We start from the raw sequence: 26,081 nt of genomic DNA on the forward strand, positions 1-26,081 counted from the left end.
TCAACGTTACTGCCACAATTCTCGTCGCCTCTCGTGCGCGACGAAAGCACGAAGTGTTCCCCTCGCGTTCTCCCGGTATTGGGGCTGCGGGTGCTGGAGAGTGGTGTTATGCCAAGAATTGTGGGGCTTCTGGACATGTGGCCCTCGCCTTGGAACGGCGGGAGCTGGAGGATTTGTGGTGTCGATGGCTGCGCGGCCCGGGGCTGGGGGTGGGGGCAGTTTTGCGCGATACGTTTCTTGCGGTTCAGGCGCGGGGGCGGTGCCCCGGGCGCCCCTAGGGGCGCCCCACTTTATCCCTCGATAACATGGACTTAGGCCGCAGGGTGCCCCGGGTGCCCCGACTCGTCCGAACTCTCTCTATAGAACGGCAGCGGGTCGACTGGGCTTCTCTCTATTCCTCTCTCTCTAAAAGAAGAGAAGTAGGGGCACCCGGGCACCCCGAAGAAGAATTCCCCTTATTTCTATGGCCAGACCGGGGGTGCCCCATGAGGCACCCTAGGGGCACCCCGGGGCACCCGGGGCACGAACCCCGAGCGTCGCTCCCCATCACATCGAGCCTTCCGGCCTGAACAGCCGCTCCTTGCCGCTCTTGGCTAGGAAGTCGCCCAGCTCTCCGTCGTGCGCCTCAACCGCCTCCCAGAACTCCGCATCGCCCCAGATCAGGTGATCTGGCGACCTGCCTCCGAAGAGCTTGATCCGCCGCGTCCGACCGCTCTTGCCGGTCGTCTTCGTGTCCTTGATCAGCCCCGCCGCCTTGAGCGCCGCCGCAATGTCCTCAACGGTCGCCTTGGGCTCCGACATCCGAACGGTCTCCAGAACGACCTTGGACGAGACGCACTGCCCGTCCTCGATCCCGTCCAGCAGTTCCAGCACGAGCTTCTGGCTCAGCTTCATCGAGCGGAGCACCACCTCCTCACGCCGCTTCGTCTTCGGCGCTTGTTCTTCCGGCACGACATACGCCCCTTCGCCCCGGGCTTCGAAGGTCGCCGCCCAGTGCGCGATGATCTCCAGCCCTCCGGCAACGATCCATCGGTTCAGTTCGATGAACTTCTCCCGGGGCCACGCCGCCTCAGCGACGTCAGGCAAGAACCAGCGCCGGTCAGCCCCATCGACCTTGATTGCGTCCGGACGGTTCGACTGACCGATCACGTGCAGCCAGTTGTCGTACTCGCGAGGCTTCTCGTACTTCTCGTTCACGCTGATCCGGTCGTCGGTGATCACGGACTTCATGCGGTTATAGAAATCCCAGCCGCCGCCTTGGTAAATCTCAGCCAGCACCGCCAGACGCTTCCGCGCCGCCCAACCATTGAAGTCGCTCCGCAGATCAGCGTCGCTCGGGAACGCGGTGTTATGGCACCCGGTCAGCGGTGTGAGGATCTTGTCCGTCAGCGTCGATTTTCCGACACCTTGGGCTTCCGAGATCAGCAGCACACCCCATGACATTCGGATGTCCGGGCGTGCGATGTGGGTCGCCATCCACCGCTTCATCTGCTTGCGTTCCTCTTCGACGGGGAAGAGGTACTCCAGGAACTTTTCCCAGAGCGCGGCGTCGCCCTCCTTGGGCTTGATGGCGGACGGCTTGAAGATGTTGAAGCCCATCTTGCCACTGCCGGGGATGTGATCGACGCCCGTCTTCGCAGAGGGGACGTAGGAGGTCTTGTGAGCGTGGATCGCGCTCTCGCGAAGCAGCTCCTTCCTCACCGACCCCTTCCCGACAGCACACAGCCGCAGCACCGCGTCGTCGAAGGCTGTGAACGGAATGACGTGCCACGGCATTTGTGCATTCACGAAGATCTGCTCGTCTTGGATCGGCACCCATTCGCGCTTGCCCGCCGCCGTCAGCCGCAGATACCCACCATCCGGCTTCCGCTCGGCGAGCCACGTGGCCGGTTGAGCCATCTCCATTAGCGACGGCATCCGGTCCCGGGCTCCGCCCTTCCAGCCCTTCTCCTTGTCGAACGGGTCGTCGCCGAGGTCGAAGCTCACCCCGAACCGCTGGCCGAAGTCGATGTAGGCCGCTGTGAGGGCGGAACGCCGCGCGATCTCCGGCCACGCCGAGCGTCCCTCGTCGTCGTTGTCACAGACGATGCAGACCCGCTCGATGCCGTGCTTCCGAAGAACAGACCAATCGGTGCGACCGGGGTTCTTCGCGCCGCCGATCCAGCCGAGGTGGGCGGCATTCTCGAGATCACGCCCCCACGGATGGGCCTTCCGCGCCTCCCGCGCCTCCCGTGTCTTCCCTTCAGCCAGCCAGCGAGCGTGCGCCGCCGCTTTCGCGCCTTCGTGGAGGAAGGCCACCTTGTGATCTTCGAGCTGTTCCATGCCCCACATCGGAAGCTGCCCCGGGGGGTGCATCATGCGCCAGACCTTGTCGTCCCAGTAGGTCCACGGGCGGTAGTCCTTGCCCGGCTTGCCGTCCTTGCCCTCGGTCGGCACCCGGACCTGAACCACCAGGATGCGACGGTCCTTCTGACCCTCTGCGGTCGACGCCTCGCGGAACTCGAAGACGCCGTTTGGACCGGCCTTCTTCATCATCTCCTTCATCTGGGGCGGGGCATTCCCGATCCGGTGCAGCGGGAGTATCTGCGGGAACCGGACCGTTGCCCATTCAGCCGAGATCGCTGCCTGTTCTTCCTCGCTGGGCAGCAGGTGCCCTTCCGTCAGCGGCTGGCGTTCGCCCTTTTCGTAGACCTTCACCTTGCCGTCTTCGGCGAACCGGATCGTGAACAGGTCTTCGGGATACTTGCCGGATGTGTCCGTGATCGCGGCCCGGTCGAAGCTCTGTTCCCGAGCGTGGATGCGGTTGAGGTACACCCGCACCGCCTCCACCTCGATCAGCGAAGTGACTTTTCGCTTTTCCCGCGCAGACTTACCCGAGATACTCTCGTCAGGAGTATTTTCGGCTCCAAACGTCTGATCGCTCCCGTTCGATCCAGACGGCCCCTGCGCTTCGGCGTGGGGGCCGTTCACTTCGGGGTCGGACTTTTCTCTGCCAGAGAATTCAGCGATATTGTCGTCGGACATCTTGTCCCCTTTCGATCCAGAACGGTCTTGCCCGGCTTCCGTCATCCCGATGGTGCCGGGCACACCGTCTGCGGGGTTCATATGATCATCCATGGCGCTGCCCCTTCTTCTTGAAGGGCACGACCTTCCCCAGCGGGCGACGCCAGAGCGACGAGCGGTTGGCGGTCGGGCCGACATAGGCCCATCGCTTCCCGCGCGGCATCACCTGCTCCCACACCGTCTCGGCGGTCGCGAACGACCCGGGCGTCGTCCCGGGGATGGAGCGTGTGCAGGGGATGTCGAAGGTGGCCGTCACCTCGAAGTCCGCCCAGCGCCACACCGTCAGGCTCGGCAGCTCAGGCTTCGTGTCGTTGACCGCCTCTCTTTCGGTCTCCCCGCGCGGGCCGTAGGACCGCCCCACGCTGAGCCAGTGCTGGCTGATGGGTGGACCCCACTCGGGCGGGAAGGCGGGCGTCGTCCCGAGCGCGGCCTCTCGGCAGGCGCGCAGCTCGGCAAGCGCGTCGGCATGGAGCTCTTCTTGCACGTTCATTGCGCCGCCTCCTTGCACAGCCGCTTGCGACGGGCCTCGATCCACGCATCAAGCTCGTCGCGCCGGTAGGCGACGGTGCGCGGGCCGATGACGATGCGGTCTGGGAAGTCGCCTTGGCGCTCCAGCGACCGTATGTGCTTCGTGGTGATGCCGATGATCTCCGCCGCCCGGGGCGCGTGGATCAGTTCTTGCCCCTCCATGGGGCGCTTACGTTCGTTCTTGGACACAGCAGGTCCTCCAATCGGCGTCGAGGGAGGAGACACGCAAAGGCATACGGTCCCTAACGCTCGACGCGTTACGGTTGACCGTCCTTTGCTCGTTGCTGCTGCGGCGCAGAGCGGCTCGGTTGTGAGCCGGACTTCGGCGGGCGTCCATCTCCCGCGTGTCAGACGTTCATTACGTTGGGATGGCTCTTGCTGGCGTCTCGATATTCAGCAGAGATGCGGCTACCCCGTTCGATCCAAGCTAACCATGGCGCGATTTTCTGCCAGTGAAAAGTAGGGAATTGGAACGAACAGAGAAAAATCCGAACCCGGGGAATCACGTATGCCGGGCGCTTCGGCTGTCGTTCCCCCGGGCGTTCCTCCGGCAGGCAGGCGCGATAGCCCTGCGCCAGCTCTTGTCCGCTAAGTGCCTGGAATAATTGGTCGGAGTGAGAGGATTCGAACCTCCGACCCCTGCCTCCCGAAGACAGTGCTCTACCAGGCTGAGCTACACTCCGACCGTGACGGGCGGATTATACCGGTGGGTTGGGTTTGGCAAGCCCCATCGGGGCATTCTTTTCCGCCCCGGATGGCTGGCCCTGAAATGCGAAAGCCCCGGCGCTGGGGCCGGGGCTTTGCGGTGGTGAGTATGGCTTAGAGGCTGGCGTCCAGCGCGGCGACGATGGCGTCGCCCATCTGGCTGGTCGAAACCGGGGTCACGCCTTCCTGGCCCAGGAGGTCGGCCGTGCGCACACCGTCGGCCAGCACTTTTTCCACAGCGGCCTCAAGGCGGTCAGCCTCGGCGCCCAGGTCGAACGAATAGCGCAGCGCCATGGCGAACGACAGGACGCAGGCGATCGGGTTGGCCTTGCCCTGACCGGCGATGTCGGGGGCCGAGCCGTGCACCGGCTCGTACAGCGCCTTGGGACGACCGTTCTCCATCGGGGCGCCCAGCGAGGCCGAGGGCAGCATGCCCAGGCTGCCGGTCAGCATGGCGGCGGCATCCGACAGCAGGTCGCCGAACAGGTTGTCGGTGACGATCACGTCGAACTGCTTGGGCCAGCGGCACAGCTGCATCGCGCCGGCGTCGGCATACATGTGCGACAGTTCCACATCCGCGTATTCGGCGGCGTGCACCTCGGTGACGACATCGCGCCACAGGATGCCCGATTCCATCACGTTGGCTTTTTCCATCGAGCAGACCTTGTTGCCGCGACGGCGCGCCAGCTCGAACGCCGAACGGGCAACGCGGGCGATCTCGGATTCGGTGTAACGCTGGGTATTAATGCCCACGCGCTCGTTGCCTTCCTTGATGATGCCGCGCGGTTCACCGAAGTAGATGCCGCTGGTCAGCTCGCGCACGATCATGATGTCGAGGCCGGCGACCACATCCTTTTTCAGCGACGAGAAATCGGCCAGCGCGTCAAAGCACTGGGCCGGGCGCAGGTTCGAATACAGGTCCATTTCCTTGCGCAGGCGCAGCAGGCCGCGTTCGGGTTTCACGCTGAAATCAAGGTTGTCATAGGCGGGGCCGCCCACGGCGCCCAGCAGCACGGCGTCCACTTCCTGGGCGCGGGCCATGGTTTCGTCGGTCAGGGGCGTGCCATGCGCATCATACGAGCAGCCGCCAACAAGGCCTTCGCTGACATCGAAGGACAGGTCGCGCTTGGCGCCGTACCAGTCGATGATCTTGCGCACCTCGGCCATCACCTCGGGGCCGATGCCGTCGCCGGCAAGGATCAGAAGGGAACCAGTGGTCATCGTCTTATTTTCCTCAGAGAAATGGGTTGCGCAGGGCCTAGCCGCTTGGCTCTCGCGGGTCAAGCAAGATGGGGGGGCAGGCCCTCGGCCAGCATGTCCCAGACCCGGCGCAGGCGCGCGGTGTTGCGCAGGGCCTCATGCGCGGTCAGCCAGACGGGAAGCGGCGGGATCGGCAGGTCGGGCAGCACCCGTTCGACCCGGGTGTCGTGCCGCGCCACCGCCACCTGCCCAAAGCCCAGCCCGCAGCCCGCGCGCACCAGTTCCCAATAGACCGCGTTCTGATCACAGCGCAACGCAAACCCGTGCCGGTCGATCACATGCCCGTTGTCGCGCAGGCCCAGGATGATGTCTTCGTTGCGGTCATAGCCGACCAGGTCGTGGGTCAGCGCCTCGTCCAGCGTGGCAGGCCGCCCGCGTCGATCAAGATAGGCGCGCGCGCCGAACAGCCCCAGTTCAAGATCGCCCAGATGCCGGGCGACCACGTCCAGCTGGGTCGGGCGATACATGCGCAGGGCGATGTCGGCCTCGCGGAACAGCAGGTTCTCGGTGGTGTCCGAGGGCACAAGCTCGATCTCGATCTCGGGGTGGCGGGCGCGGATCTGCGCCAGGATCGGCGGCAGCAGGTAATGCGCCACGACAACGCTGGCGGTCAGGCGCACGACGCCGCGCAGGTCCTCGGTGCGTCCCGCCGCGATCAGCGCCATCTGCCCCGCCGCCTGTCGCATCGCCTGGGCGGCGGGCAACAGCGCGGCGCCGGTTTCAGTCAAGATCAGCCCGCGCGGCTGGCGGTGAAACAGGGTGACGCCCAGCGCGTCCTCTATCGCCCGCACCTGACGGCCCAGCGTCGGCTGGCTGCTGCCCAGCCGGCGCGCGGCCGCCGACAGAGACCCGGTTTCGGCGACGGCCACAAAGGCCTGCACCAGTGACCAGTCGAGAGAGGAAAGCGCCTTATCCATACAGGAATGAATAGCAGCCCCTCAGTTTCGGGCAATTCCAAACGTTACATGGCCGAGATATGATTGCGGTCAATTCAGAAATGGAGCACCTCATGCAGCCGATTGCACTGATCCTGGGCGGAAACGGGCGGTTGGGCCGCCATATGACGCAGGCTTTTCAACAGGCGGGCTGGGCCACGCGCCAGTTCCGGCGCGGCACAGATAACCTGTGGGATACGGCCTGGGGCGCGCAGGTGATCGTCAATTGCTGGAACCCGCCCTATCCCGATTGGGCCGCGCAGCTGCCGCCGATGATCGACCAGCTGATCGAGGTCTCCAGCGCCAGCGGGGCGACGCTGATCCAACCGGGCAATGTCTATGTCTATGGTGACGGGTCGCCCGATATTCTGACCGAAGACACGCCGCATCGCGCGCGCAACCCGTTGGGCAAGGTGCGGATCGCGATCGAGGACCGGCTGCGCAAGTCGGGCATCCGCTGCATCCTGCTGCGCGCGGGTGATTTTCTTGATGACCAACCGTCGGGCAACTGGTTCGACAAGGCGATGGTGACGTCGCTGGACAAGGGGCGCCTGACCTATCCGGGCAATCCCGGCATTCCCCATGCCTGGGCGTGGTTGCCCGATCTGGCGCGGGCGGCGGTGACGCTGGCCGAGCGTCGCGGTGATCTGGCTGCGTTCGAAGAGGTGGTCTTTCCCGGCTATGCCCTCACGGGGCAGGATCTGGCCCGCATCCTGGGTCAGGTGACGGGGCGCGAGGTCACGCTGCGCCCGCTGAGCTGGTTGCCCCTGCAATTGTCGAGGCCGTTCTGGCCGTTGGGGCGGCACCTGCTGGAAATGCGTTATCTGTGGGACATGCCGCACCGGTTGGACGGGGCAAAGTTCGGCCGGCTGGTGCCGGGCTTTGACCACACCCCGCCCGCGCAGGCCCTGCGCCTAGCGGTCCAGCACAAGATCAACCCAGACCAGATGGTGGCGTGACGCCATGCGGGCGGTGTCAGACAGCGGATCGTCCGGCGCGGGCCAGACCACGCCCGCAGCTGCCACCGGCAGGCGGGCGGCGGGCAGCACGTAGTCGACGCGCAGATTGCCCGGCGCCGGGTCGTCAAAATCGGCCGTGTCCAGCGCCGGGTCGCCGTGATGATCGGCATTGGCGGCGCCCACGCTACCCACGCCTTGCGGGCGGGGGTCGGTGATGCGCGGGTCGGCCAGCAACTGCTGTATGGCGTCAGACAGGCCGTCGCCATCGGCGGGGTCGATATTGGCGTCGCCGACAATCACGAAATCACCGGGCGGCTCGGCCCCCAGCGCGCCGTCGAGATACAGCTGCCACAGCCGCAGCTCATCCCGGTTGCGCAGGCCGTTGCGGTCTTCGGGGCCGTCAAAGACCGGCGGGGTGGCGTGAAAAGCCAGCATGTGCAGCGCACGATCTCCGACCAGCACCGGCACATCCCAATGCGCCACGTTCGAGAGGCGCTGATGCTGATAGAGCGCGGCATCGGGGAACAGCTGCCCGCCCACACGTGGCAGGGTCGCGCCGGGCAGATCGGCCCATAACAAGCCCGAGAAATCACGCACCTCGCCCAGCGGATGGCGCGACAACAGCGCCATGCCGCCCTGCCCGGTAAACTCGCCATAACCCTGCGCATCGCGCGGCCCGTCGCTGCGGCCATCGCCGTCATGATCCAGCCCGGTGCGCAGCCCGCTGTTGGGACGCAGAGCCAGACGGTGCGGATAGGGATGGCCCGCGCGGGCCAGACCCTCGGCCAGCGCATCCAGCGCGGCACCGGCGGCATCGTGGTCGATGCCTTGCAGCAGCACCACATCAGGCGCGGCATGGGCGATGATAGCGATGACCGCCTGCACCTGGGCATCGTCGCCCGATTGAATGTCGTGGATCAGCGCACCGGGCCCGTTTCGGGACAATTCGGTGTTATAGGTCGCCACACGCAGCGTTTCGGCCCGGCCCGGCCCGGCCGCACAGGCGGCGATCAGGCAGGCTGCAAGATATGATCGTGCTCGGCCGCGTCGCTTTGCTGGCGTTGCGCGGCGATCAGCTTGGCGATCCGATTGAGCGCACAGCCCCGCATCACCAGCCCCGCCGGAAGAATAGCCCATACCGTCACCATCCAGATCAGGGTTTGCGGATCAGCCAGATAGATCTGCCCAAAAGACCGGATCAGCACGATCACCACCATCGGCAGCACAAAGGGCAGCGACAGGCCCAGCGTGATATTCACCATGGCCTGCATCTTGAGCCGGCTGACAACATCACCCCCGGCAGTGGGGTCAAAGGTGGGCAGGTTGATCCAGACGTTGAAAACATTACGGCGCACTGGCCAGTCGCTGAGGCGGATCATCAGCGAAAAGCTGCAGATCACGATGATCGAAACCATGTAGGCGATGCCGGCGGCGGCGCGGACATACGAGATCTCGACCCCGGTGGCCTCGGCATGCAGAACCAGGCGGAACAGGTGGACCGGGCTGAAGGGAAAATCGAGGATATAGCCAAAGAACATCGCGATCGCCGTCACGAATTGCCCGAACTCTGACGGCACGGCCGAATTGCGGAACATCGCCGACAGGATCATCACCGTCACGAACATCGCGCCAAAGCGGATGCGGTTGAACGGCGGGGCGTCGCGGAACTCGACCAGGCTGGGGCTGTCGGAGGCGTATTCGAACAGGATCAGGCCGGCGGCAAAGAACGAGACGATGGCGAGGATCTGCTTGGAGTCGCCCGAAACGACGGGCAGCAGCACGGCGGGCATCACGATCAGTGATGCCACGAGAAATGCCCGTGCGATGGCTCCTGTCACTTTCGTGATCACTGCCCTGTTCCCATTTCTGGCCGGGCGCGGTTCGTTGCCGCCCCCTTGTTCCCGATGGTATCCCGCACATTATGGCGGGCTGCCTCAAACTTGCCCAATTTTTGCCATCTTTCATGTCATCCAGCAACATCTTGTTAAGGTTGATAATTTTTTTGAGGCAAATTGATGGAGAAACTGTCGCGGGATTGCATCATTTTCAAAACGAAAAAGGGCCGCCCCGAGGGACGGCCCAACATCTTGTGTCAGCGGCGTTTTTAGACGCAACTCTAGGCAGTTAGACCCAGGGGCGGTCGGCCGCGGCCTTGGCCTCGAAGCTGTCGATCGCGGCGGCCTTTTCCATGGTCAGGCCGATATCGTCCAGACCGTTCAGCAGGCAATGTTTCTTGAAGGCATCGACGTCGAACCCAAAGCTCTGGCCATCCGAGGTGGTCACCGTCTGGGCCTCGAGATCAACGGTAATGCGGGCGTTTTCGCCTTTTTCCGCGTCTTTCATCAGGATATCGACCTGCTCTTGCGGCAGGGCGATCGGCAGGATGCCGTTCTTGAAGCAGTTGTTGAAAAAGATGTCGGCAAAGCTGGGTGCGATCACGCAGCGGATGCCGAAATCAAGCAGGGCCCAGGGCGCGTGTTCACGCGACGAGCCGCAGCCGAAATTGTCGCCGGCCACCAGGATCTGGGCCTCGCGATAGGCGGGCTTGTTCAGCACGAAATCGGCGATCTCGTTGCCATTGTCGTCATAGCGCATCTCGTCGAACAGGTTCACACCAAGGCCCGAACGCTTGATCGTTTTCAGGAACTGCTTGGGGATGATCATGTCGGTGTCGATATTCACCAGCGGCATGGGCGCGGCGATGCCGGTAATCGTGGTAAACTTGTCCATACGGGCCTCCTTGGTCAGCGCCCGCTTTAACCACGGAAGGGCGCGCGAAACAAGGCCCGGCGAGTGTCGCAATCGCGTCAAATCACGGGCATAAGGTAGGGACGGCTGTAAAGGAGGCTGAATGTGAAACAGGCGATAAGTCTGGAGGACGCGATTGCCCTGATTCCCGATGGCGCATCGGTGATGGTGGGCGGCTTTATGGGCGTGGGCGCGCCGCGCAGGCTGATCCGCGCGCTGGCTGCGGCGGGGCGCAAGAACCTGACGCTGATCACCAATGATACCGCCATTCCCGGCGAAGGTCCGGGGCCGCTGATCTCGGGCGGGTGCGTGGCGCGGCTGATCACCAGCCATATCGGCAAGAACCCCGAGGCCCAGGCGCAAATGCTGTCGGGCCAGATCGAGGTCGAACTGGTGCCGCAGGGCACGCTGGTCGAACGCATTCGCGCGGCGGGTGTGGGCCTGGGCGGCGTGCTGACGCAAACCGGGCTGGGCACGCTGGTCGAGGACGGCAAGCAGGTGGTCAAGATCGACGGCCAGCGCTGGCTGCTGGAGACGCCGATCCAGGCCGATTTCGCGCTGATCCGCGCGCGGCGCTGCGATTACGTGGGCAATCTCGAATACACGCTGACCGCGCATAATTTTAACCCGATCATGGCGATGGCCGGGGCGACCGTGATCGCCGAGCCGGACGAGATCGTGCCGCTGGGCGTCATCCCGCCCGATGCGGTGAAAACCCCTGGCCTGCTGGTCGACCATGTCTTGCGGAGGGCGTGCTGATGGATGCCAAGGAACTGATCGCGCGTCGCGTGGCGCAGGAAATTCCGGCCGGGGCGATCGTCAACCTGGGGATCGGGCTGCCCTCGATGGTGGCCAATTACCTGCCCGTCGATCTGGGCGTGTTCTTCCAGGCCGAGAACGGCGTGATCGGGCTGGGCGCGCGTCCGCCCGAGGGGATGGAGGATATCAACCTGACCGACGCGGGTGGCGGCTTTGTCAGCGCGGTGCCGGGTGCGGCGGCGATCGATTCGGCCATGTCCTTTGGGCTGATCCGCGGGCGGCACCTGGATATCACCGTGCTGGGCGGCATGCAGGTCGATGCGCGCGGGCGGCTGGCCAACTGGATGGTGCCGGGCCAGATGGTGGCCGGCATGGGCGGCGCGATGGATCTGGTCGTGGGCGCGAAACAGGTGATTGTTGCGATGGCGCACGCCAACAAGGGCGTCTCGAAGATCGTGCCCGATTGCACCCTGCCGATCACCGCGCCGCGCCGGGTCAGCCTGATCGTGACAGAGCTGGCGGTGATCCGGCCCGAGGATGACGGGCTGCACCTGATCGAGACCGCGCCGGGGGTCACGGTTGACGATGTGCGCGCCGCGACCGAGGCCGATCTGATCGTCACCGGCGACGTGCCGGAAATGCGGATGTAAAAAAACGGGCGGTGAGGTAGCTCACCGCCCGTTTCAATTCCGACCCTTGCGGGTGGATTACATCATCTCGCGCACGTCGGTCAGGTGGCCGGTGATGGCAGCGGCGGCGGCCATCGCGGGCGACATCAGGTGGGTGCGGCCACCACGGCCCTGACGGCCCTCGAAGTTGCGGTTCGAGGTCGCGGCACAGCGTTCACCCGGCGCCAGCTGGTCGGGGTTCATCGCCAGGCACATCGAGCAGCCAGCCAGACGCCATTCGAAACCGGCGTCGATAAAGATCTGGGCCAGGCCTTCTTCCTCGGCCTGGGCACGCACCAGGCCCGAGCCCGGCACAACCATGGCCCGCAGACCATCCTTGATCTTCTTGCCCTTCAGGATCGCAGCGGCGGCGCGCAGGTCTTCGATGCGGCCGTTGGTGCAGGACCCGATGAACACGGTGTCGATCTGGATGTCGGTCAGTTTCTGACCAGCCTTCAGGCCCATGTATTCGATCGAGCGCGCGGCGGCCTCGACCTTGCCGCCCTTGAACGACTCGGGCGCGGGCACGGCAGCGGTGATCGGCAGCACATCCTCGGGCGAGGTGCCCCAGGTCACGACGGGGGCGATGTCTTCGCCTTTCAGGGTGATGACCTTGTCGAAATGCGCACCTTCATCGGTGTAGAGGGTCTGCCACCATTCCAGCGCCTTGTCCCAGTCGGCGCCTTTCGGGGCGTGGGGGCGGCCTTTGACATAGTCATAGGTTTTCTGGTCGGGCGCGATCAGGCCGGCGCGGGCGCCGCCCTCGATGGCCATGTTGCAGACGGTCATGCGGCCTTCCATCGACAGGTCGCGAATGGCCTCGCCGCAATATTCGATCACGTAGCCGGTGCCGCCGGCGGTGCCGGTCACGCCGATCACGGCCAGGGTGATGTCCTTGGCGGTGACACCGGGGCGCAGCTTGCCGGTGATCTCGACCTTCATGTTTTTCGATTTCTTCTGGATCAGCGTCTGGGTGGCCAGCACGTGTTCCACCTCGGAGGTGCCGATGCCGTGGGCCAGCGCGCCGAATGCGCCGTGGGTGGCGGTGTGGCTGTCACCGCAGACGACGGTCATGCCCGGCAGGGTCCAGCCCTGTTCGGGGCCGACGATATGCACGATGCCCTGACGCACGTCGGACACGGGGTAATAGTGAATGCCGAAATCCTTGGCGTTCTTGTCCAGCGCGGCAACCTGGATGCGGCTGTCCTCGGTCATGGTGGCCGGGTCGGCGCGGTCCAGCGTGGTGGGCACGTTGTGATCGGGCACGGCGATGGTTTTCTCGGGCGCCCGGACGGTGCGGCCGGTCATGCGCAGGCCTTCAAAGGCCTGGGGGCTGGTGACTTCGTGCACCAGGTGGCGGTCGATATACAGCAGGCAGGTGCCATCGTCGGCCTCGTGGGCAACATGGGCATCCCAGATCTTGTCATACAGGGTTTTCGAAGCGGTCATTGGGTCTCTCCCGCGGGGAATGATTGCATAGGGTCTGACAGAGCGAACAGGGGCGCGGCCTTATAGGCCTGCCAGCACCGACCGGGTGGCGCCAAAGAACCTCCAGGGCAGGCGCGCGCGGTCATCCATGTCGAAAATCCGTGTCATGGGCGCCCAGATACTCTTTTGACCCGAGTCTATCAAGAGCGCCCGCGCGCTTGCCGCCGCGCCCGCGCGTGCTAAGCTTGCCGAAAGGAGAGCCGATGCAGCCAGATACGCCCGACCTGATGGAGCAGATCGCCCAGCTTTTGGCGCGGGCCGAGTTCTTTCTGAGAGGGCTGGCAAGCCCCGGATGGCCGCTTTACCAGGTGCTGATCCTGTTCGGGCTGATCGTGCTGTCCTATCTGCTGTCGCTGGTGCTGCGGCCACGGCTGGATGCCTGGGTGCGCGGCAAAGAGGGCCTGTCGAAATGGCGGCTGCGGCTGTTCGTGATGGTTCAGCAGCGACTGAAGCTGATCCTGTTCACGCTGATGGCCTGGCCGCTGGTGGGGGTGATGCGCGAGATGATGCTGCCCTCGCGCAGCTATATCATCGCGTTGGCGGCGACGCTGGCGCTGTCCTGGCTGATCGTGCGGCTGGCGGCGCGGCTGATCGGCAATCGCACGCTGCGGCGGGTGGTGACATGGGGCCTTTTGGCCTATGTGACGCTGTTCTTCCTGGGTCTGACGGATGAGGCGATGGTGTTCCTTGACGGGCTGGCGATCACCTTTGGCGATTTCCGCCTGTCGGCGCTGACGGTGCTCAAGGCGCTGATCATCACCACGGCGCTGTTCGTGGCGGCGCGGGCGCTGACCCATACGGCGACGACACAGGTGCAGCAGAACGAGGACATCTCGCCCTCAATGCGGGTGCTGATCGTCAAGTTCTTGCAAATCGCGCTGTATTCGGGGGCGTTCTTTATCGGGCTCAAGGCCGTTGGGTTCGATCTGACCGGGCTGGCGGTTCTGTCGGGTGCGATCGGCGTGGGCCTGGGTTTCGGCCTGCAAAAGGTGGTGTCGAACCTGGTATCGGGCGTGATCATCCTGCTCGACAAGTCGATCAAGCCGGGCGACGTGATCAGCCTGGGCGACACCTTCGGCTGGATCGAGGCGCTGGGTGCGCGCTATGTCTCGGTCGTGACCCGCGACGGGCGCGAATACCTGATCCCGAACGAAGACCTGATCACCGGCCAGGTGGTCAACTGGTCGCATTCCAACGAATTCGTCCGCATCGACCTGTTCTTTGGCACCTCGTATCACGACGACCCGCATCTGGTGCGCAAGGTGGCGATCGAGGCCGCGCAATCGGTCAACCGGGTGCTGAAACACCGGCCCACCGTGTGCCATATCACGGGCTTTGGCGACAGCTCGGTCGATTACATCCTGCGGTTCTGGATCACCGACCCGGTCGAGGGGCTGACCAACGTGCGCGGCGCCGTCTACCTGGCGCTGTGGGATGCGTTCCAGGAAAACGGCATTTCCATCCCCTTCCCGCAGCGCGAAGTGCGCGTATTGGAAGGCAGCACATTGACCACCCGCAACGCATCAGAGTAAACGCGCAACACCCCGCCGGCCCCGGCCTGCAGCGGTTGAGAATGCACCAAACCGGTGTTACGCTTGAGATATGCCCAGCGCCGGGGTCAAGTCGGCGTCTTACAAGGAGGACAATGACCTGTCCCAAAACGCGAATGCGGCATCTGCCCAACCCGCACAGGGGCGGCCTATGACCCAGCCCCATGACGACGTTACAAGCGAAGTTCTGCTTGAACACATCCTCGCATCCCTCAATGACGACAAGGCCGAAGACATCGTGACCATCGACCTGCGCGGAAAATCCGCGATGGGCGATTACATGGTGATCTGCTCGGGCCGCTCGACGCGCCAGGTATCGGCGATTGCCGAAAAGCTGGCCGATCGGATCAAGGCTGATTTCGGGCGTCATTCAAAGATGGAAGGTAAAGACCAGGGTGATTGGGTGCTGATCGACACCGGCGATATCATCGTCCACGTGTTCCGCCCCGAAGTGCGCGAATTCTATCAGCTTGAAAAGATGTGGCTGCCCAGCGGGGCAACCGCGCCCAACAGCTGATGCGCGTGCAGATCTGCGCGGTGGGCCGCCTGAGGGCGGGGCCCGAACGCGCGCTGATCGACGATTATCTGACCCGTTTCGACCGCACCGGCCGGGCCCTGGCCCTGGGGCCGGCCTCTGTGCTTGAGGTCGAGGACAAGAAGGGCGGCGGCATGGCGGCCGAAGCCCCGCTGTTGGAGCGTGCGATCCCGAACGGCGCGCTGGTTTGCACCCTGGACGAGCGCGGCAAGGTCATGTCGTCACCCGAGTTTGCCGATCTGCTGGCGCGCTGGCGCGATGGCGGGCGCAGCGACGTGGCCTTTGTCATCGGCGGTGCAGATGGAATCGACCCCGCCCTGCGCGCCCGCGCCGATGCCAGCCTGTCATTCGGTCAGATGGTCTGGCCGCATATGCTGGTGCGGGTGATGCTGGCCGAGCAGCTGTATCGCGCCGCCTCGATCCTGGCCGGCAGCCCCTATCACCGGGTCTGAACAGGGCTTTTGGCGCTATCAGCCTCGCTGAACGGTTGTCCTGTCCGCGGGCCGCGCATACATAGGCGGCAACAGGCAGAAGGCTATTGCAATGACCACTCCGAAACCCGTCGTTTTGTGCATCCTCGATGGCTGGGGCAAGCGCGATGACCCCACCGCGAACGCACCCGTGCAGGCGAACACGCCGGCCTTTGACAGCCTGATTGCGAAGTGCCCGAACTCGACCCTGATCACCCATGGCCCCGATGTGGGCCTGCCGACCGGGCAGATGGGCAATTCCGAGGTCGGCCACACCAATATCGGTGCCGGCCGTGTGGTGGCGATGGACCTGGGCCAGATCGACCTGTCGATCGAGGATGGCAGCTTTTTCACCATGCCCGCGCTGGTGGCGTTCATCGACCGGCTCAAGGCCACGGGCGGCACCGCGCATCTGATGGGGCTGGTGTCGGATGGCGGGGTGCATGGGCACCTGACCCATATCATCGCCGCGATCAAGGCCATCTCTGACGCCGGTGTGCCGGTGGTGCTGCACGCCGTCACCGACGGGCGCGACGTGGCGCCGAAATCGGCGTTCTCGTATTTCTCGGACCTGGGCGCCGCCCTGCCCGCCAATGCCCGCGTGGGCACGGTAACCGGGCGCTATTTCGCGATGGACCGCGACAACCGCTGGGAACGCGTGTCCGAGGCCTATGCCGCCATGGTGCATGGCAAGGGCGGTCACGCCGTCACCGCCTCGGGCGCGGTTGATGCGGCCTATCAGCGGTCGGAAAGCGATGAATTCATCTCGGCCACGGTGATTGGCGATTATGCCGGCGCCCGCGACGGCGACGGGTTCTTTTGCCTGAACTTCCGCGCCGACCGCGCGCGCGAGATCCTGCGCGCCATTGCCGAGCCGGGGTTCGATGCCTTCGACGCGGCCCCACGCCCCGACTGGGCGGCGCTTTTGGGCATGGTCGAATATTCCGAGGACCACAACGCCTATATGACCACCGTCTTCCCCCCGCGCGAGATCAGGAACACGCTGGGCGAATGGGTGGCCAAGAAGGGCCTGCGCCAGTTCCACCTGGCCGAAACCGAGAAATACCCGCATGTGACGTTCTTTCTGAACGGCGGCAAGGAAGACCCCGAGGCGGGCGAAGACCGTTACATGGCGCCCTCGCCCAAGGTCGCGACCTATGACATGCAGCCCGAGATGTCGGCCGGCGAGGTGACCGACCAGTTCGTGAAGGCGATCGAGGGCGGATATGACCTGATCGTGGTCAACTATGCCAACCCCGACATGGTCGGCCATACCGGCGACCTCAAGGCCGCGATCAAGGCTTGCGAGGCCGTCGATCAGGGGCTGGCCCGCGTGCTGCCGGCGCTGGAAAAGGCCGGCGGCGCGATGATCGTCACCGCCGACCACGGCAATTGCGAGGTCATGGTCGACCCCGAAACCGGCGGCCCGCATACGGCGCATACGCTGAACCTGGTGCCGGTGATCCTGGTGGGCGGGCCCAAGGGCGCCCGGCTGCGTGACGGCGGCCGCCTTGCCGATCTGGCGCCGACGCTGCTGGAACTGATGGGGCTGGACCAGCCCGAGGAAATGACCGGCCAGAGCCTGATCGCCAGATGACCCTGCGCCGGGCCGGCCTGATCCTGGCACTGCTGGCGGGCCTTTGCGGCCCGGCCACCGCCCTTGCCCAGACCGATGACCCGGTGATCGCCGCCCGCCGCGCCGCGCAAAAGCTGGACCAGGCCGCCATGGCCCTGCAGGACGCCCAGCGCGCCGGCGACCGCATCGACGCCCTGACCCAGACCATCCGCGCCTACGAGGACGGGCTGGTCGCCCTGCGCGAGGGGCTGCGCCGCGCCGCGATCCGTGAACAGGCCATCCAGATGGAGCTGGACGCCCGCAGCGAAGAGGTATCGCGCCTGCTGGGGGTGCTGGTGACGATGCAGCGCGCGCCCGAGACGCTGTTGCTGCTGCACCCGTCGGGGCCGGTGGGTTCGGCCCGCTCGGGGATGTTGCTGACCGAGGTCACGCCCGCCCTTCAGGCCCGCGCCGAGGCGCTGCGGGTGACGCTGGAAGAGGTGGCCGTGCTGCGCGCCTTGCAGCTAGAGGCCGAAACCCGGCTGAACGACGGGCTGGCGGGCGTGCAACAGGCCCGGACCGAGCTGTCGCAGGCCATTTCCGATCGCACCGACCTGCCGCGTCGCTTTGCCTCTGACCCCGATCAGCTGCGCGCGCTGTTGCAAGGCAGCGATACGCTGGAAGGCTTTGCCAGCGGGCTGGCAACGCTGGGCCAGGGCGAGGCGCTGCCGCCGATTGCCGGGTTCGAGATGTCCAAGGGCGCGCTGCCGCTGCCGGTGCAGGGCGTCGTCCTGCGCAAGTTCAACGAGACCGATGCCGCCGGCGTGCGCCGCCCCGGTCTGATCGTCGCCACGCCGCCGCTGGCGCTGGTCACAACGCCCGCCCCGGCCACGATCCGTTATCTTGGGCCGCTCCTGGACTACGGAAACGTGATCATCCTTGAGCCCGCCAGCGACACGTTGCTGGTGTTGGCCGGGCTGGAACAGGTTTATGGTGCTGTCGGAGAGGTCTTGCCCGCCGGCGCCCCGGTCGGTCTGATGGGCGGGGCCGACCCCAATGTGACGGCCTTTCTGGACGACACGCAACAAGGCGGTGGCGCAACGCGTCCAGAAACGCTTTATATAGAGCTGAGACAGAACAATACCCCGGTGGACCCCAGCGCGTGGTTCAGTCTGAGGAAGGAAGACAGTCGATGAAAAAGTTCGCCATGGCCGCGTTTGCCGGCACCGTTGCAGGCGCCGTGCTGACCACCCAGTTCGCAGGGCCGCTGATCGCGCAGCAGGCCGACAAGACCAGCTCGGTCTATGAACAGCTGGATCTGTTCGGGGACATCTTTGAACGCATCCGCGCGCAATATGTCGAAGAGGTGGACTCGGCCGATCTGATCGAGGCTGCGATCAATGGCATGCTGACGTCGCTTGACCCGCACAGCAGCTATCTGCCGCCGAAAGATTTCGACGACATGCAGGTTCAGACCCGTGGCGAATTCGGCGGGCTGGGCATCGAGGTCACCCAGGAAGAGGGCTTTGTCAAAGTCGTGTCGCCCATCGACGACACCCCCGCCGACGAGGCCGGGATCGAGGCTGGCGATTTCGTCACCCATGTCGATGGCGAAAGCGTGCTGGGCCTGACCCTGGATCAGGCGGTCGAGATGATGCGCGGGCCGGTCGGCTCTGAAATCGTCATCACCGTCGTGCGCAAGGGCATCGACGAGCCGTTCGACGTGACCATCATCCGCGATACGATCAAGCTGACCGCCGTGCGCTCGCGCCTGGTAGGCAACACGATCGTGGTGCGCGTCACCACCTTCAACGACCAGACCTATCCCACCCTCAAAACCAAGCTGGATGAGGCCATCAAGGAACTGGGCGGGCTGGACAATGTCAGCGGCGTCGTGCTGGACCTGCGCAACAACCCCGGCGGGTTGCTGACCCAGGGGATCATGGTGTCGGATGCCTTCCTTGAGGCCGGCGAGATCGTGTCGACCCGCGGCCGCAACCCCGAGGACAGCGAACGCTATAACGCCACGCCCGGCGACCTGATCGAGGGTAAGCCGCTGGTGGTGCTGATCAACGGCGGCTCGGCCTCGGCGTCCGAAATCGTGACCGGCGCGTTGCAGGATCACCGCCGCGCCATCGTCGTGGGCACCAAGAGCTTTGGCAAAGGCTCGGTTCAGACCGTCATGCCGCTGAACGGCAACGGCGCGATGCGTCTGACTACGGCGCGCTATTACACCCCGTCGGGCCGGTCGATCCAGGCCCTGGGCGTGTCGCCCGATATCGTGGTGGCCCAGCCGCCGCGCGTGCCCGAGACCGAGACCGAGGAAGAGGCCAACCGCCGCATCCGGTCCGAGGCCGATCTGCGTGGCAGCCTGAACAACGACTCGATGACCGAGGACGAACGCAAGCAGGCGTTGGAAGAACAGCAAAAGGCCGAAGAGGCCGCCAAGCTGCGCGAAGAGGATTATCAGCTGGCCTATGCCATCGACATCCTCAAGGGTCTGTCGGCACTGGATACGGACAAGTAGATGACGCCCGAACAGATCGCGGCCCTGCCCTATCGGCCTTGCGTCGGTGTGATGCTGGTGAATGCCGACGGGCATGTGTTCGTCGGCCAGCGCAAGGATAGCGAGGTCGCCGCCTGGCAGATGCCTCAGGGCGGGATCGACCCGGGCGAAGACCCGTGCGATGCCGCCCTGCGCGAGCTGTGGGAAGAAACCGGCGTCACCGCCGATCTGGTCGATGTGGTCGGCCAGACCGGCGACTGGGTGACCTACGACCTGCCCGACAGCCTGGTCGGCCATATCTGGGGCGGCAAGTATCGCGGCCAGAAACAGCTGTGGTTCCTGCTGCGGTTCAATGGCAGCGATGACCAGATCAACATCGAAACCGATCACCCCGAGTTCAGCGAATGGGCCTGGCTGCCCGCCGATCAGCTGGTGGCCAACATCGTGCCCTTCAAGCGCGAGGTCTATGCCAGCGTGGTCGACAGCCTGGGCCCGCTGATCAAAGCCCGCGCCTGATCGCCTGCGACAATGGGCCGGTTGGCCCCGCCGCGCGGTTGCGTTATCATCAGTCACGCACCCAAGGTGCATGTGACGGAGATTGGATGTCAGAGCTTGTGTAAGACGGCCCTTCGCTAAGTCGAGGGCCTGATGAACGCCCCCGGAACCAAGTGGTTCGCGGGATATTTGCGTTTTCCTTACACGAGACCATCGATGAATTTATCCAAGATCGAACAGCGTGTTCTGCACGTTCTGGCGCAGGGCGGGCGTATTCTACACGAACGCCGCGGCGCCAAGGTGGCCCATGTCACCTGTTTCACCCGCGACGGAATGGTTCTGGCCGATTGCGACCTGGCGGTGTTTGCCCGCCTGCGCCGTCGTCGCCTGATCGAGTCGCGTCATGGCGGCCCCTATCGCATTTCGCGACGGGGTCGGCTGGGCGTGCGCGCCCAGCTCGACAACCGCTGAACCCAGACCAGAGGCCCTTGGGCCTCTGGTTGCTTACCGGGTTTTCAGGTGCTTCAGCAGCTCTTGCGAGGGGTATCCGTCGGGGGTGATGCCGCGGGCCTCTTGAAAGGCGCGGATGGCGTTGATCGTGTTGGGGCCGATGATGCCGTCGATCTTGTCATCCAGGTAACCCATCCGGGTCAGGCGGCGCTGCATTTCCTTTTTTTCGTTGAACGACAGCGGCTTGTACCCGCGCGGCCACGAGGCCTGAATTTCCGGCCCGCCTTTCAGACGATCGGACAGATGCCCCACGCCGATCACATAGGCATCGGCGACGTTATAGCGTTCGAGCACCGCGAAATTCTTGAAGATCATGAAGGCCGCGCCCTGCGACCCGGCGGGCAGCAGGATCGACGCCGCGCCGTGGTTCGGCACAGGGCGGCCCTGCATGTCGGTCACGCCCATTGCGGCCCAGTCTGAAGGCATCTTTTGGATCTTGCGGCTCGCCAGCCCATAGTTGAACCCGCGCGGCAGGCGCACCTCGACGCCCCAGGGCTGGCCCTTGACCCAGCCGTTGCGGGCCAGATAGGCGGCGGTCGAGGCCAGCGCGTCGGCGGGGTTATCCGACCAGATGTCGCGTTTCCCGTCGCCGGTGAAATCGACCGCAAAGGCCAGATAGCTGGACGGGATGAACTGGGTATGCCCCATCGCGCCGGCCCAGCTGCCCTTCATGTTGCGCGGGGCCACGTCGCCCGATTGCAGGATCTTCAGCGCGTCGATCAGCTGTGCCTCGAAAAATGCGCCGCGCCGCCCGTCGAAGGCCAGCGTCGCCAGCGCCTCGATGATCGGGATATCGCCCTTGTGGGCGCCATAGGCGCTTTCCAGCCCCCAGATCGCCGTGACGATTTCCTTGTCGACGCCGTATTTCGCCTCGACCGCGTTCAGCACGCGGGCCTGGTCGCGCAACGCCTCTTTGCCATTGGCCACCCGCGTGGGCGAGGCGGCGCTGTCGAGGTAATCCCAGATCTGCTTGGTATATTCCGACTGGTTCCGGTCCTTGGCGATCACGCTGTCATTGTAGCGCACCCCGGAAAAGGCATTATCGAACACCCGCGCCGAGATGCCCCGCGACAGGGCGCGCCCGCGAAAACCGTTGATCCAGCGGCCAAAGGCCTGGTTCGAGGTCGATACGCGAACATTGTTCTCGGGCTGCTGCATCTGGGGCCTGGCGGTCGGTTTCAGAACGGGCTCTGCCTGCACGGCCACGGCGCCTGCCGTAAGCACTGCCCCTGCCAGACCGAGCGCACCTATCCAACGTTTCATGGAGTTTACCTGCTTGCCTGTTTGTTATTTGCCGCAAGTGTAGCGCGATGTAGCGCGATTCCAAAGTGGGGTTGTGAGGGTCGGCAAGCTAGCGCCGGCGGCGTGCGACCTTGCGCTTGGTGGCGGCTGATTTCGCCTTTGACTTGGCCACCTTGCGACGCACGGCGCGGTTCTTGCCGCCCTTGGACCCTCCGCGCGGCAGCGGTTTGTCATCCAGAGACAGCAATTCCAGATGCAGCCCGCCGGTGACCGGCACGGCCTCGGTCAGGCGCACGGTGACGCGCTGGCCCAGCCCGATTTCGGTGCCGGTATCGGCGCCGATCAGGGTCTGGCTGTCGCGGTCGTGGTGGAAATATTCGCGCCCCAGCTCGCGGATCGGCACCAGGCCATCGGCGCCGGTGTCGTCCAGCTTTACGAACACACCAAACCGCGCGATGCCCGACACGCGGCCGGTGAATTCATTGCCGACCCGCTCGGACAGATAGGCCGCCAGGTAGCGGTCGGTCGTGTCGCGCTCGGCCGCCATTGAACGGCGTTCTGTTTCCGAGATGTGCTGCGCGGTGTCTTCCAGCCGGTCGACATCCTCGGGGCTGAGACCGTCGTCGCCCCAGCCATGGGCCGAGATCAGCGCGCGGTGCACGATCAGGTCGGAATAGCGCCGGATGGGCGAGGTGAAATGCGCATACGACCGCAGCGCCAGCCCGAAATGTCCAAAGTTTTCAGGGTTGTAATAGGCCTGCGTCATCGACCGCAGGGTCGACAGGTTGATCAGCTCGGAAAACTCGGTGCCCATGGCGGCATCGAGCAGCGCGTTCAGATGCTGGGTTTTCAGCACCTGCCCCTTGGCCAGCGTGAAGCCGCTGGCGGCGGCCACGTCGCGCAGGGCGTCCAGTTTCTCGGGGCTGGGTTCCTCGTGCACGCGGAACAGCAGCGGCCGGCGCATCTTGATCAGCTCTTCGGCGGCGGCGACGTTGGCGAGGATCATGAATTCCTCGATCAGGCGATGCGCGTCCAGCCGATCGCGGAAGGCCACGGAATGCACATTGCCATCGTCATCGAGAATGATCTGGCGTTCGGGCAGGTCCAGGTCAAGCGGCTGACGCGCGGCGCGGGCTTTGCGGGCGGCCTCGTAGGCGGCGTAAAGCGGGCGGATCACGTCATCAAGCAGCGGCTCGGTTTTCTCGTTCGGCGCGCCATCCATGGCGGCCTGCACCTCGGTGTAATTCAGCGAGGCCACCGATTTCATCAGCCCGCGCACGAAACGATGGCCGATCTTGACGCCATGGGCATCCAGCGTCATCCGCACGGCCAAGCAGGCGCGCGGCACGCCTTCGTGCAGCGAGCACAGATCGCCCGACAGGCGGTCGGGCAGCATCGGCACGACGCGATCGGGGAAATAGGTCGAGTTGCCACGCTTGCGCGCCTCGCGGTCCAGCGCGCTGCCGGGGGTGACGTAATGGGCGACATCGGCAATGGCGACCCAGACGATATGCCCGCCCTCATTTTTCGGGTCGTCGTCGGGCATGGCAAAGACGGCATCGTCGTGGTCGCGCGCGTCGGACGGATCGATCGTGACCAGCGGCATCTCGCGCAGATCCTTGCGGTCGCCCAGCCCGGCGGGCTTTTCCGCATCGGCCTCGGCGATCACGGCATCGGGGAAATCGTCGGGAATGCCGTGCTGGTGAATGGCGATCAGCGACACGGCCTTGGGCGCGGTCGGGTCACCAAGGCGTTGGATGATCCGCGCCTTTTGCAGGCCCAGACGCGCGCGCGGCCCGGCCTGTTCGGCCTCGACCAACTCGCCATCCTTGGCGTCCAGCGTGGCGCCGGGAGCGACCTGCCATTCCTTGTCGGCGCCCTTGTCGATGGGCATGATCCGCCCGCCCTCGGCGCCCTTGCGGAAGACGCCCAGAATGCGGTGCGGGTTGGTGCCGATGCGGCGGATCAGGCGGCCCTCATAGCTGTGGTCGTCGGCCTTGACCTCGGACACGCGGGCCAGAATGCGATCACCCGCGCCCAGCGCCGGGTCGTTGTCGCGCATCACCATCAGAATGCGCGGCGGGGTGCCCTCGCCCTGCCATTCCAGCGCGCTGGCGAACAGGTCGCCATCGTCATTGGGGCCGGTGACCTGCAACACCGCAACAGGCGGCAGCTTGTCGGTCTCGCGATAGGTCTTCTTGCGCTTTTGCAGATGGCCCTCGTCCTCAAGTTCCTTGAGGATACGCTTGAGGTCGATGCGGTCGGCCCCTTTGATCCCGAAGGCCTTGGCGATGTCACGCTTGGCGGTCAGGGTGGGGTTGTCGGTGATCCAGGCAAGGATCTGGTCTTTCGAGGGGATCTGGCTCATGACACCGCCGTAGCACGCGGCGGGTGCGGCGTCATGAGGAAAACAGCGGGCATTCCATGTCACGATGCGGAATGCCGGCATCGAGGTATTCATCGCCATAGGCGGCAAAGCCCAGCTTTTCGTAGAACCCCAACGCATGGGTCTGGGCCGACAGATAGGCGGTGGTCAGGCCAGGCTGATCGCGCAGCACCTCAAGGCAGGCCTGCATGATCTGCGCGCCCAAGCCGGTGCCGCGATGGCTGCGCAGCACGGCAACGCGGCCGATCTTGCCCACGGGCGGTTTCAGCAACAGCCGCGCGGTGCCGACGGGCACGCCATCGTCCAGCGCCAGCAGATGGATGGCGCCTGCGTCCAGATCGTCCAACTCCTCGGCCTCGGGCACCTGTTGTTCCTCGATGAACACCACGCGCCGGATGGCATGGCAGGCGGCCAGGTCGTCAGAGGGGCCAATGGTCAGCGTCATGCAAAATATCCTTGCAGAATGCGGGTATAGATCGCCTTTAGCTGTTCGATTTGTGCAACCGGCACGCATTCGTCGACCTTGTGCATGGTCTTGCCGACAAGGCCGAATTCGACCACCGGGCAGTGGTCTTTGACGAACCGCGCATCCGACGTACCGCCCGAGGTGGAATAGTCGGGTCGCACCCCGGTTTCGGCCTCGACCGCATCGGCCACAAGGCGCGAAAAGTCGCCCGGCGCGGTGAAAAAGCTGTCGCCCGAGACCGAGACCCGCATCTCGATCTTGGCGCCGGTCTCATCGGCGACCCGGTCGGCCTCGGCCTGCAACCACGCGGTCAGGCTGTCGGCGCTATGCGCGTCGTTGAAGCGGATATTCACCGTGGCGCGGCATTCGGCGGGGATGACATTGGTGGCGGCATTGCCGGTGTCGATGGTGGTGACGGCAAGGGTCGAGGGGTCGAAATGGTCGGTGCCCTGGTCCAGCTGATGCGAGGACAGGCGGTGCATCAGCGTCGCCGTGGCATGCGCCGGGTTCAGGGCGCGGTGCGGATAGGCGACATGGCCCTGCACGCCGCGAATGGTGAAATAGGCGGTCAGTGATCCGCGCCGGCCGATCTTCATCATCTCGCCCATGGTTTCGGGGCAAGTCGGCTCGCCCACGAGGCAGACCGACATGCGTTCGCCCTGTTCTGCCATCCAGTCCAGCAGGGCGACGGTGCCGTCGGTGGCGGGGCCCTCTTCGTCGCCGGTGATGGTCAGGATAATCGCGCCGTCGGGCGGGCTGTTGCGCACCAGGTCGATCGCGGCGGCGGCAAAGGCGGCCACGCCCGATTTCATGTCGGTCGCGCCGCGGCCATACATCACGCCGTCGCGGATTTCGGCGCCAAAGGGGTCGGCAGCCCAGTCATCGGGGTTGCCGACGGGCACCACATCGGTATGGCCGTTGAACCCAAAGGTGCGGGCCGCGCCCTTGTCGCCCCAGCGCGCGAACAGGTTCGACGTGTCGCCCCGATCGACGCGGGTGCAGGTGAACCCGGCCTGCGACAGCAGGCGTTCCAGCAGGACCAGCGCGCCGCCCTCGTTCGGCGTTACCGAAGGGCAGCGGATCAGGTCGGCGGTCAGGGCTACAGGGTCGGTCACGGGGTGCTCCTTGTGCGTTCCACCAGCGATAGCGCCAAGGCGGGGCGGGTTCAATGTTGCATACGGGTGACAAGCCCGCCCCCGCCGCGCGCGGCGCGCTTTCGTTCGGGCGCGGGCTGGGTCATCATGGCCTGCAAT

The 26,081-nt window shown here is 65.0% G+C and carries 24 protein-coding genes and 1 tRNA gene; 11 read left to right on the plus strand and 14 right to left on the minus strand.

Annotation, left to right across the window (positions count from 1 at the left end; genetic code table 11):
• Positions 1-546: 546 nt before the first annotated feature.
• From OE856_RS06675 to OE856_RS06700, 6 genes are all read right to left on the minus strand, one after another.
• A complete protein-coding gene (locus tag OE856_RS06675) occupies positions 547-3,117 on the minus strand; it encodes a primase-helicase family protein (protein ID WP_263715294.1) in 2,571 nt (856 codons plus the stop codon).
• On the minus strand, positions 3,110-3,553 hold the full coding sequence (locus OE856_RS06680; RefSeq protein WP_263715295.1) for a hypothetical protein: 444 nt from the start codon (positions 3,551-3,553) through the stop codon (positions 3,110-3,112). Before OE856_RS06680 ends, OE856_RS06675 begins: the two co-directional genes overlap by 8 nt.
• Positions 3,550-3,780: a helix-turn-helix transcriptional regulator gene (locus OE856_RS06685; RefSeq protein ID WP_263715296.1), complete on the minus strand. Its 231-nt coding sequence runs from the start codon at positions 3,778-3,780 to the stop codon at positions 3,550-3,552. The genes OE856_RS06680 and OE856_RS06685 overlap by 4 nt, the downstream gene beginning before the upstream one ends.
• A 417-nt stretch (positions 3,781-4,197) precedes the next feature.
• A tRNA-Pro gene (locus OE856_RS06690) sits at positions 4,198-4,274 on the minus strand.
• Positions 4,275-4,410: 136 nt separating this feature from the next.
• On the minus strand, positions 4,411-5,517 hold the full coding sequence (gene leuB / locus OE856_RS06695) for a 3-isopropylmalate dehydrogenase (protein ID WP_263715297.1): 1,107 nt from the start codon (positions 5,515-5,517) through the stop codon (positions 4,411-4,413).
• A gap of 59 nt (positions 5,518-5,576) precedes the next feature.
• The gene (locus OE856_RS06700; RefSeq protein ID WP_263715298.1) at positions 5,577-6,473 is read right to left on the minus strand and encodes a LysR family transcriptional regulator; all 897 of its coding nucleotides are present in this window, start codon (positions 6,471-6,473) and stop codon (positions 5,577-5,579) included.
• Between the two features lie 92 nt (positions 6,474-6,565).
• On the opposite strand from OE856_RS06700, the gene OE856_RS06705 reads away from it, so the two are divergent.
• Positions 6,566-7,450, plus strand: a complete 885-nt coding sequence (locus OE856_RS06705) for an epimerase (RefSeq protein ID WP_263715299.1) — start codon at positions 6,566-6,568, stop codon at positions 7,448-7,450.
• Here the strand turns inward: OE856_RS06705 and OE856_RS06710 are convergent.
• From OE856_RS06710 to leuD, 3 genes are all read right to left on the minus strand, one after another.
• Entirely contained in the window at positions 7,406-8,416 is a 1,011-nt protein-coding gene (locus OE856_RS06710; protein WP_318527625.1) for an endonuclease/exonuclease/phosphatase family protein, read from the minus strand. The two genes, OE856_RS06705 and OE856_RS06710, sit on opposite strands and share 45 nt — an antisense overlap.
• Positions 8,417-8,460: 44 nt before the next feature.
• Positions 8,461-9,258 carry a hypothetical protein gene (locus OE856_RS06715; RefSeq protein WP_263715300.1) on the minus strand — a complete coding sequence of 266 codons (798 nt, stop codon included), beginning with the start codon at positions 9,256-9,258 and terminating at the stop codon, positions 8,461-8,463.
• Between the two features lie 316 nt (positions 9,259-9,574).
• Positions 9,575-10,180, minus strand: a complete 606-nt coding sequence (gene leuD, locus OE856_RS06720) for a 3-isopropylmalate dehydratase small subunit (RefSeq protein WP_263715301.1) — start codon at positions 10,178-10,180, stop codon at positions 9,575-9,577.
• 123 nt (positions 10,181-10,303) lie between these two features.
• On the opposite strand from leuD, the gene OE856_RS06725 reads away from it, so the two are divergent.
• Complete coding sequence (locus tag OE856_RS06725; protein WP_263715302.1) at positions 10,304-10,957, plus strand: CoA transferase subunit A; 654 nt, start codon at positions 10,304-10,306, stop codon at positions 10,955-10,957.
• Positions 10,957-11,607, plus strand: coding sequence for a 3-oxoacid CoA-transferase subunit B (locus OE856_RS06730; protein ID WP_263715303.1), 651 nt, complete (start codon positions 10,957-10,959; stop codon positions 11,605-11,607). The genes OE856_RS06725 and OE856_RS06730 overlap by 1 nt, the downstream gene beginning before the upstream one ends.
• A 57-nt stretch (positions 11,608-11,664) precedes the next feature.
• On the opposite strand, the gene leuC is transcribed toward OE856_RS06730, so the two are convergent.
• The gene (gene leuC, locus OE856_RS06735) at positions 11,665-13,074 is read right to left on the minus strand and encodes a 3-isopropylmalate dehydratase large subunit (protein ID WP_263715304.1); all 1,410 of its coding nucleotides are present in this window, start codon (positions 13,072-13,074) and stop codon (positions 11,665-11,667) included.
• 242 nt (positions 13,075-13,316) lie between these two features.
• On the opposite strand from leuC, the gene OE856_RS06740 reads away from it, so the two are divergent.
• From OE856_RS06740 to OE856_RS06775, 8 genes are all read left to right on the plus strand, one after another.
• Positions 13,317-14,645, plus strand: coding sequence for a mechanosensitive ion channel family protein (locus tag OE856_RS06740; protein ID WP_263715305.1), 1,329 nt, complete (start codon positions 13,317-13,319; stop codon positions 14,643-14,645).
• Between the two features lie 70 nt (positions 14,646-14,715).
• Positions 14,716-15,180 (plus strand): ribosome silencing factor, encoded by a 465-nt coding sequence (gene rsfS, locus OE856_RS06745; protein ID WP_263715306.1) that lies wholly within the window; start codon positions 14,716-14,718, stop codon positions 15,178-15,180.
• Positions 15,180-15,650 (plus strand): 23S rRNA (pseudouridine(1915)-N(3))-methyltransferase RlmH, encoded by a 471-nt coding sequence (gene rlmH / locus OE856_RS06750; RefSeq protein ID WP_263715484.1) that lies wholly within the window; start codon positions 15,180-15,182, stop codon positions 15,648-15,650. Before rsfS ends, rlmH begins: the two co-directional genes overlap by 1 nt.
• Before the next feature lie 91 nt (positions 15,651-15,741).
• Positions 15,742-17,265: a 2,3-bisphosphoglycerate-independent phosphoglycerate mutase gene (gene gpmI / locus OE856_RS06755; RefSeq protein ID WP_263715307.1), complete on the plus strand. Its 1,524-nt coding sequence runs from the start codon at positions 15,742-15,744 to the stop codon at positions 17,263-17,265.
• Positions 17,262-18,419: a murein hydrolase activator EnvC family protein gene (locus OE856_RS06760; RefSeq protein WP_263715308.1), complete on the plus strand. Its 1,158-nt coding sequence runs from the start codon at positions 17,262-17,264 to the stop codon at positions 18,417-18,419. Before gpmI ends, OE856_RS06760 begins: the two co-directional genes overlap by 4 nt.
• Positions 18,416-19,750, plus strand: coding sequence for a S41 family peptidase (locus OE856_RS06765; protein ID WP_263715309.1), 1,335 nt, complete (start codon positions 18,416-18,418; stop codon positions 19,748-19,750). The genes OE856_RS06760 and OE856_RS06765 overlap by 4 nt, the downstream gene beginning before the upstream one ends.
• Entirely contained in the window at positions 19,751-20,245 is a 495-nt protein-coding gene (locus OE856_RS06770; protein WP_263715310.1) for an RNA pyrophosphohydrolase, read from the plus strand.
• 195 nt (positions 20,246-20,440) lie between these two features.
• Positions 20,441-20,695 carry a YjhX family toxin gene (locus OE856_RS06775; protein ID WP_263715312.1) on the plus strand — a complete coding sequence of 85 codons (255 nt, stop codon included), beginning with the start codon at positions 20,441-20,443 and terminating at the stop codon, positions 20,693-20,695.
• A gap of 33 nt (positions 20,696-20,728) precedes the next feature.
• On the opposite strand, the gene OE856_RS06780 is transcribed toward OE856_RS06775, so the two are convergent.
• The 4 genes from OE856_RS06780 to dapE form a co-directional block, all read right to left on the minus strand.
• A complete protein-coding gene (locus OE856_RS06780; protein ID WP_263715313.1) occupies positions 20,729-21,997 on the minus strand; it encodes a lytic murein transglycosylase in 1,269 nt (422 codons plus the stop codon).
• 88 nt (positions 21,998-22,085) lie between these two features.
• Complete coding sequence (rnr, locus tag OE856_RS06785) at positions 22,086-24,344, minus strand: ribonuclease R (protein WP_263715314.1); 2,259 nt, start codon at positions 24,342-24,344, stop codon at positions 22,086-22,088.
• 31 nt (positions 24,345-24,375) lie between these two features.
• A complete protein-coding gene (locus tag OE856_RS06790) occupies positions 24,376-24,807 on the minus strand; it encodes a GNAT family N-acetyltransferase (RefSeq protein ID WP_263715315.1) in 432 nt (143 codons plus the stop codon).
• Positions 24,804-25,943, minus strand: coding sequence for a succinyl-diaminopimelate desuccinylase (dapE, locus tag OE856_RS06795; protein WP_263715316.1), 1,140 nt, complete (start codon positions 25,941-25,943; stop codon positions 24,804-24,806). Before dapE ends, OE856_RS06790 begins: the two co-directional genes overlap by 4 nt.
• Positions 25,944-26,081: the final 138 nt, after the last annotated feature.

Origin of the sequence: Actibacterium sp. XHP0104 (genome assembly GCF_025751515.1) — a bacterium.
Taxonomy (GTDB): domain Bacteria; phylum Pseudomonadota; class Alphaproteobacteria; order Rhodobacterales; family Rhodobacteraceae; genus Actibacterium_D.

Excerpts from the sequence above, each read along its gene's own strand:
- OE856_RS06675 (WP_263715294.1), bottom strand. The coding sequence starts at position 3,117 with ATGGATGATCATATGAACCCCGCAGACGGTGTGCCCGGCACCATCGGG.
- OE856_RS06680 (WP_263715295.1), bottom strand. The coding sequence starts at position 3,553 with ATGAACGTGCAAGAAGAGCTCCATGCCGACGCGCTTGCCGAGCTGCGC.
- leuB (WP_263715297.1), bottom strand. The coding sequence starts at position 5,517 with ATGACCACTGGTTCCCTTCTGATCCTTGCCGGCGACGGCATCGGCCCC.
- OE856_RS06700 (WP_263715298.1), bottom strand. The coding sequence starts at position 6,473 with ATGGATAAGGCGCTTTCCTCTCTCGACTGGTCACTGGTGCAGGCCTTT.
- OE856_RS06705 (WP_263715299.1), top strand. The coding sequence starts at position 6,566 with ATGCAGCCGATTGCACTGATCCTGGGCGGAAACGGGCGGTTGGGCCGC.
- leuD (WP_263715301.1), bottom strand. The coding sequence starts at position 10,180 with ATGGACAAGTTTACCACGATTACCGGCATCGCCGCGCCCATGCCGCTG.
- OE856_RS06730 (WP_263715303.1), top strand. The coding sequence starts at position 10,957 with ATGGATGCCAAGGAACTGATCGCGCGTCGCGTGGCGCAGGAAATTCCG.
- leuC (WP_263715304.1), bottom strand. The coding sequence starts at position 13,074 with ATGACCGCTTCGAAAACCCTGTATGACAAGATCTGGGATGCCCATGTT.
- OE856_RS06740 (WP_263715305.1), top strand. The coding sequence starts at position 13,317 with ATGCAGCCAGATACGCCCGACCTGATGGAGCAGATCGCCCAGCTTTTG.
- rsfS (WP_263715306.1), top strand. The coding sequence starts at position 14,716 with ATGCCCAGCGCCGGGGTCAAGTCGGCGTCTTACAAGGAGGACAATGAC.
- rlmH (WP_263715484.1), top strand. The coding sequence starts at position 15,180 with ATGCGCGTGCAGATCTGCGCGGTGGGCCGCCTGAGGGCGGGGCCCGAA.
- gpmI (WP_263715307.1), top strand. The coding sequence starts at position 15,742 with ATGACCACTCCGAAACCCGTCGTTTTGTGCATCCTCGATGGCTGGGGC.
- OE856_RS06760 (WP_263715308.1), top strand. The coding sequence starts at position 17,262 with ATGACCCTGCGCCGGGCCGGCCTGATCCTGGCACTGCTGGCGGGCCTT.
- OE856_RS06765 (WP_263715309.1), top strand. The coding sequence starts at position 18,416 with ATGAAAAAGTTCGCCATGGCCGCGTTTGCCGGCACCGTTGCAGGCGCC.
- OE856_RS06770 (WP_263715310.1), top strand. The coding sequence starts at position 19,751 with ATGACGCCCGAACAGATCGCGGCCCTGCCCTATCGGCCTTGCGTCGGT.
- OE856_RS06775 (WP_263715312.1), top strand. The coding sequence starts at position 20,441 with ATGAATTTATCCAAGATCGAACAGCGTGTTCTGCACGTTCTGGCGCAG.
- OE856_RS06780 (WP_263715313.1), bottom strand. The coding sequence starts at position 21,997 with ATGAAACGTTGGATAGGTGCGCTCGGTCTGGCAGGGGCAGTGCTTACG.
- rnr (WP_263715314.1), bottom strand. The coding sequence starts at position 24,344 with ATGAGCCAGATCCCCTCGAAAGACCAGATCCTTGCCTGGATCACCGAC.
- OE856_RS06790 (WP_263715315.1), bottom strand. The coding sequence starts at position 24,807 with ATGACGCTGACCATTGGCCCCTCTGACGACCTGGCCGCCTGCCATGCC.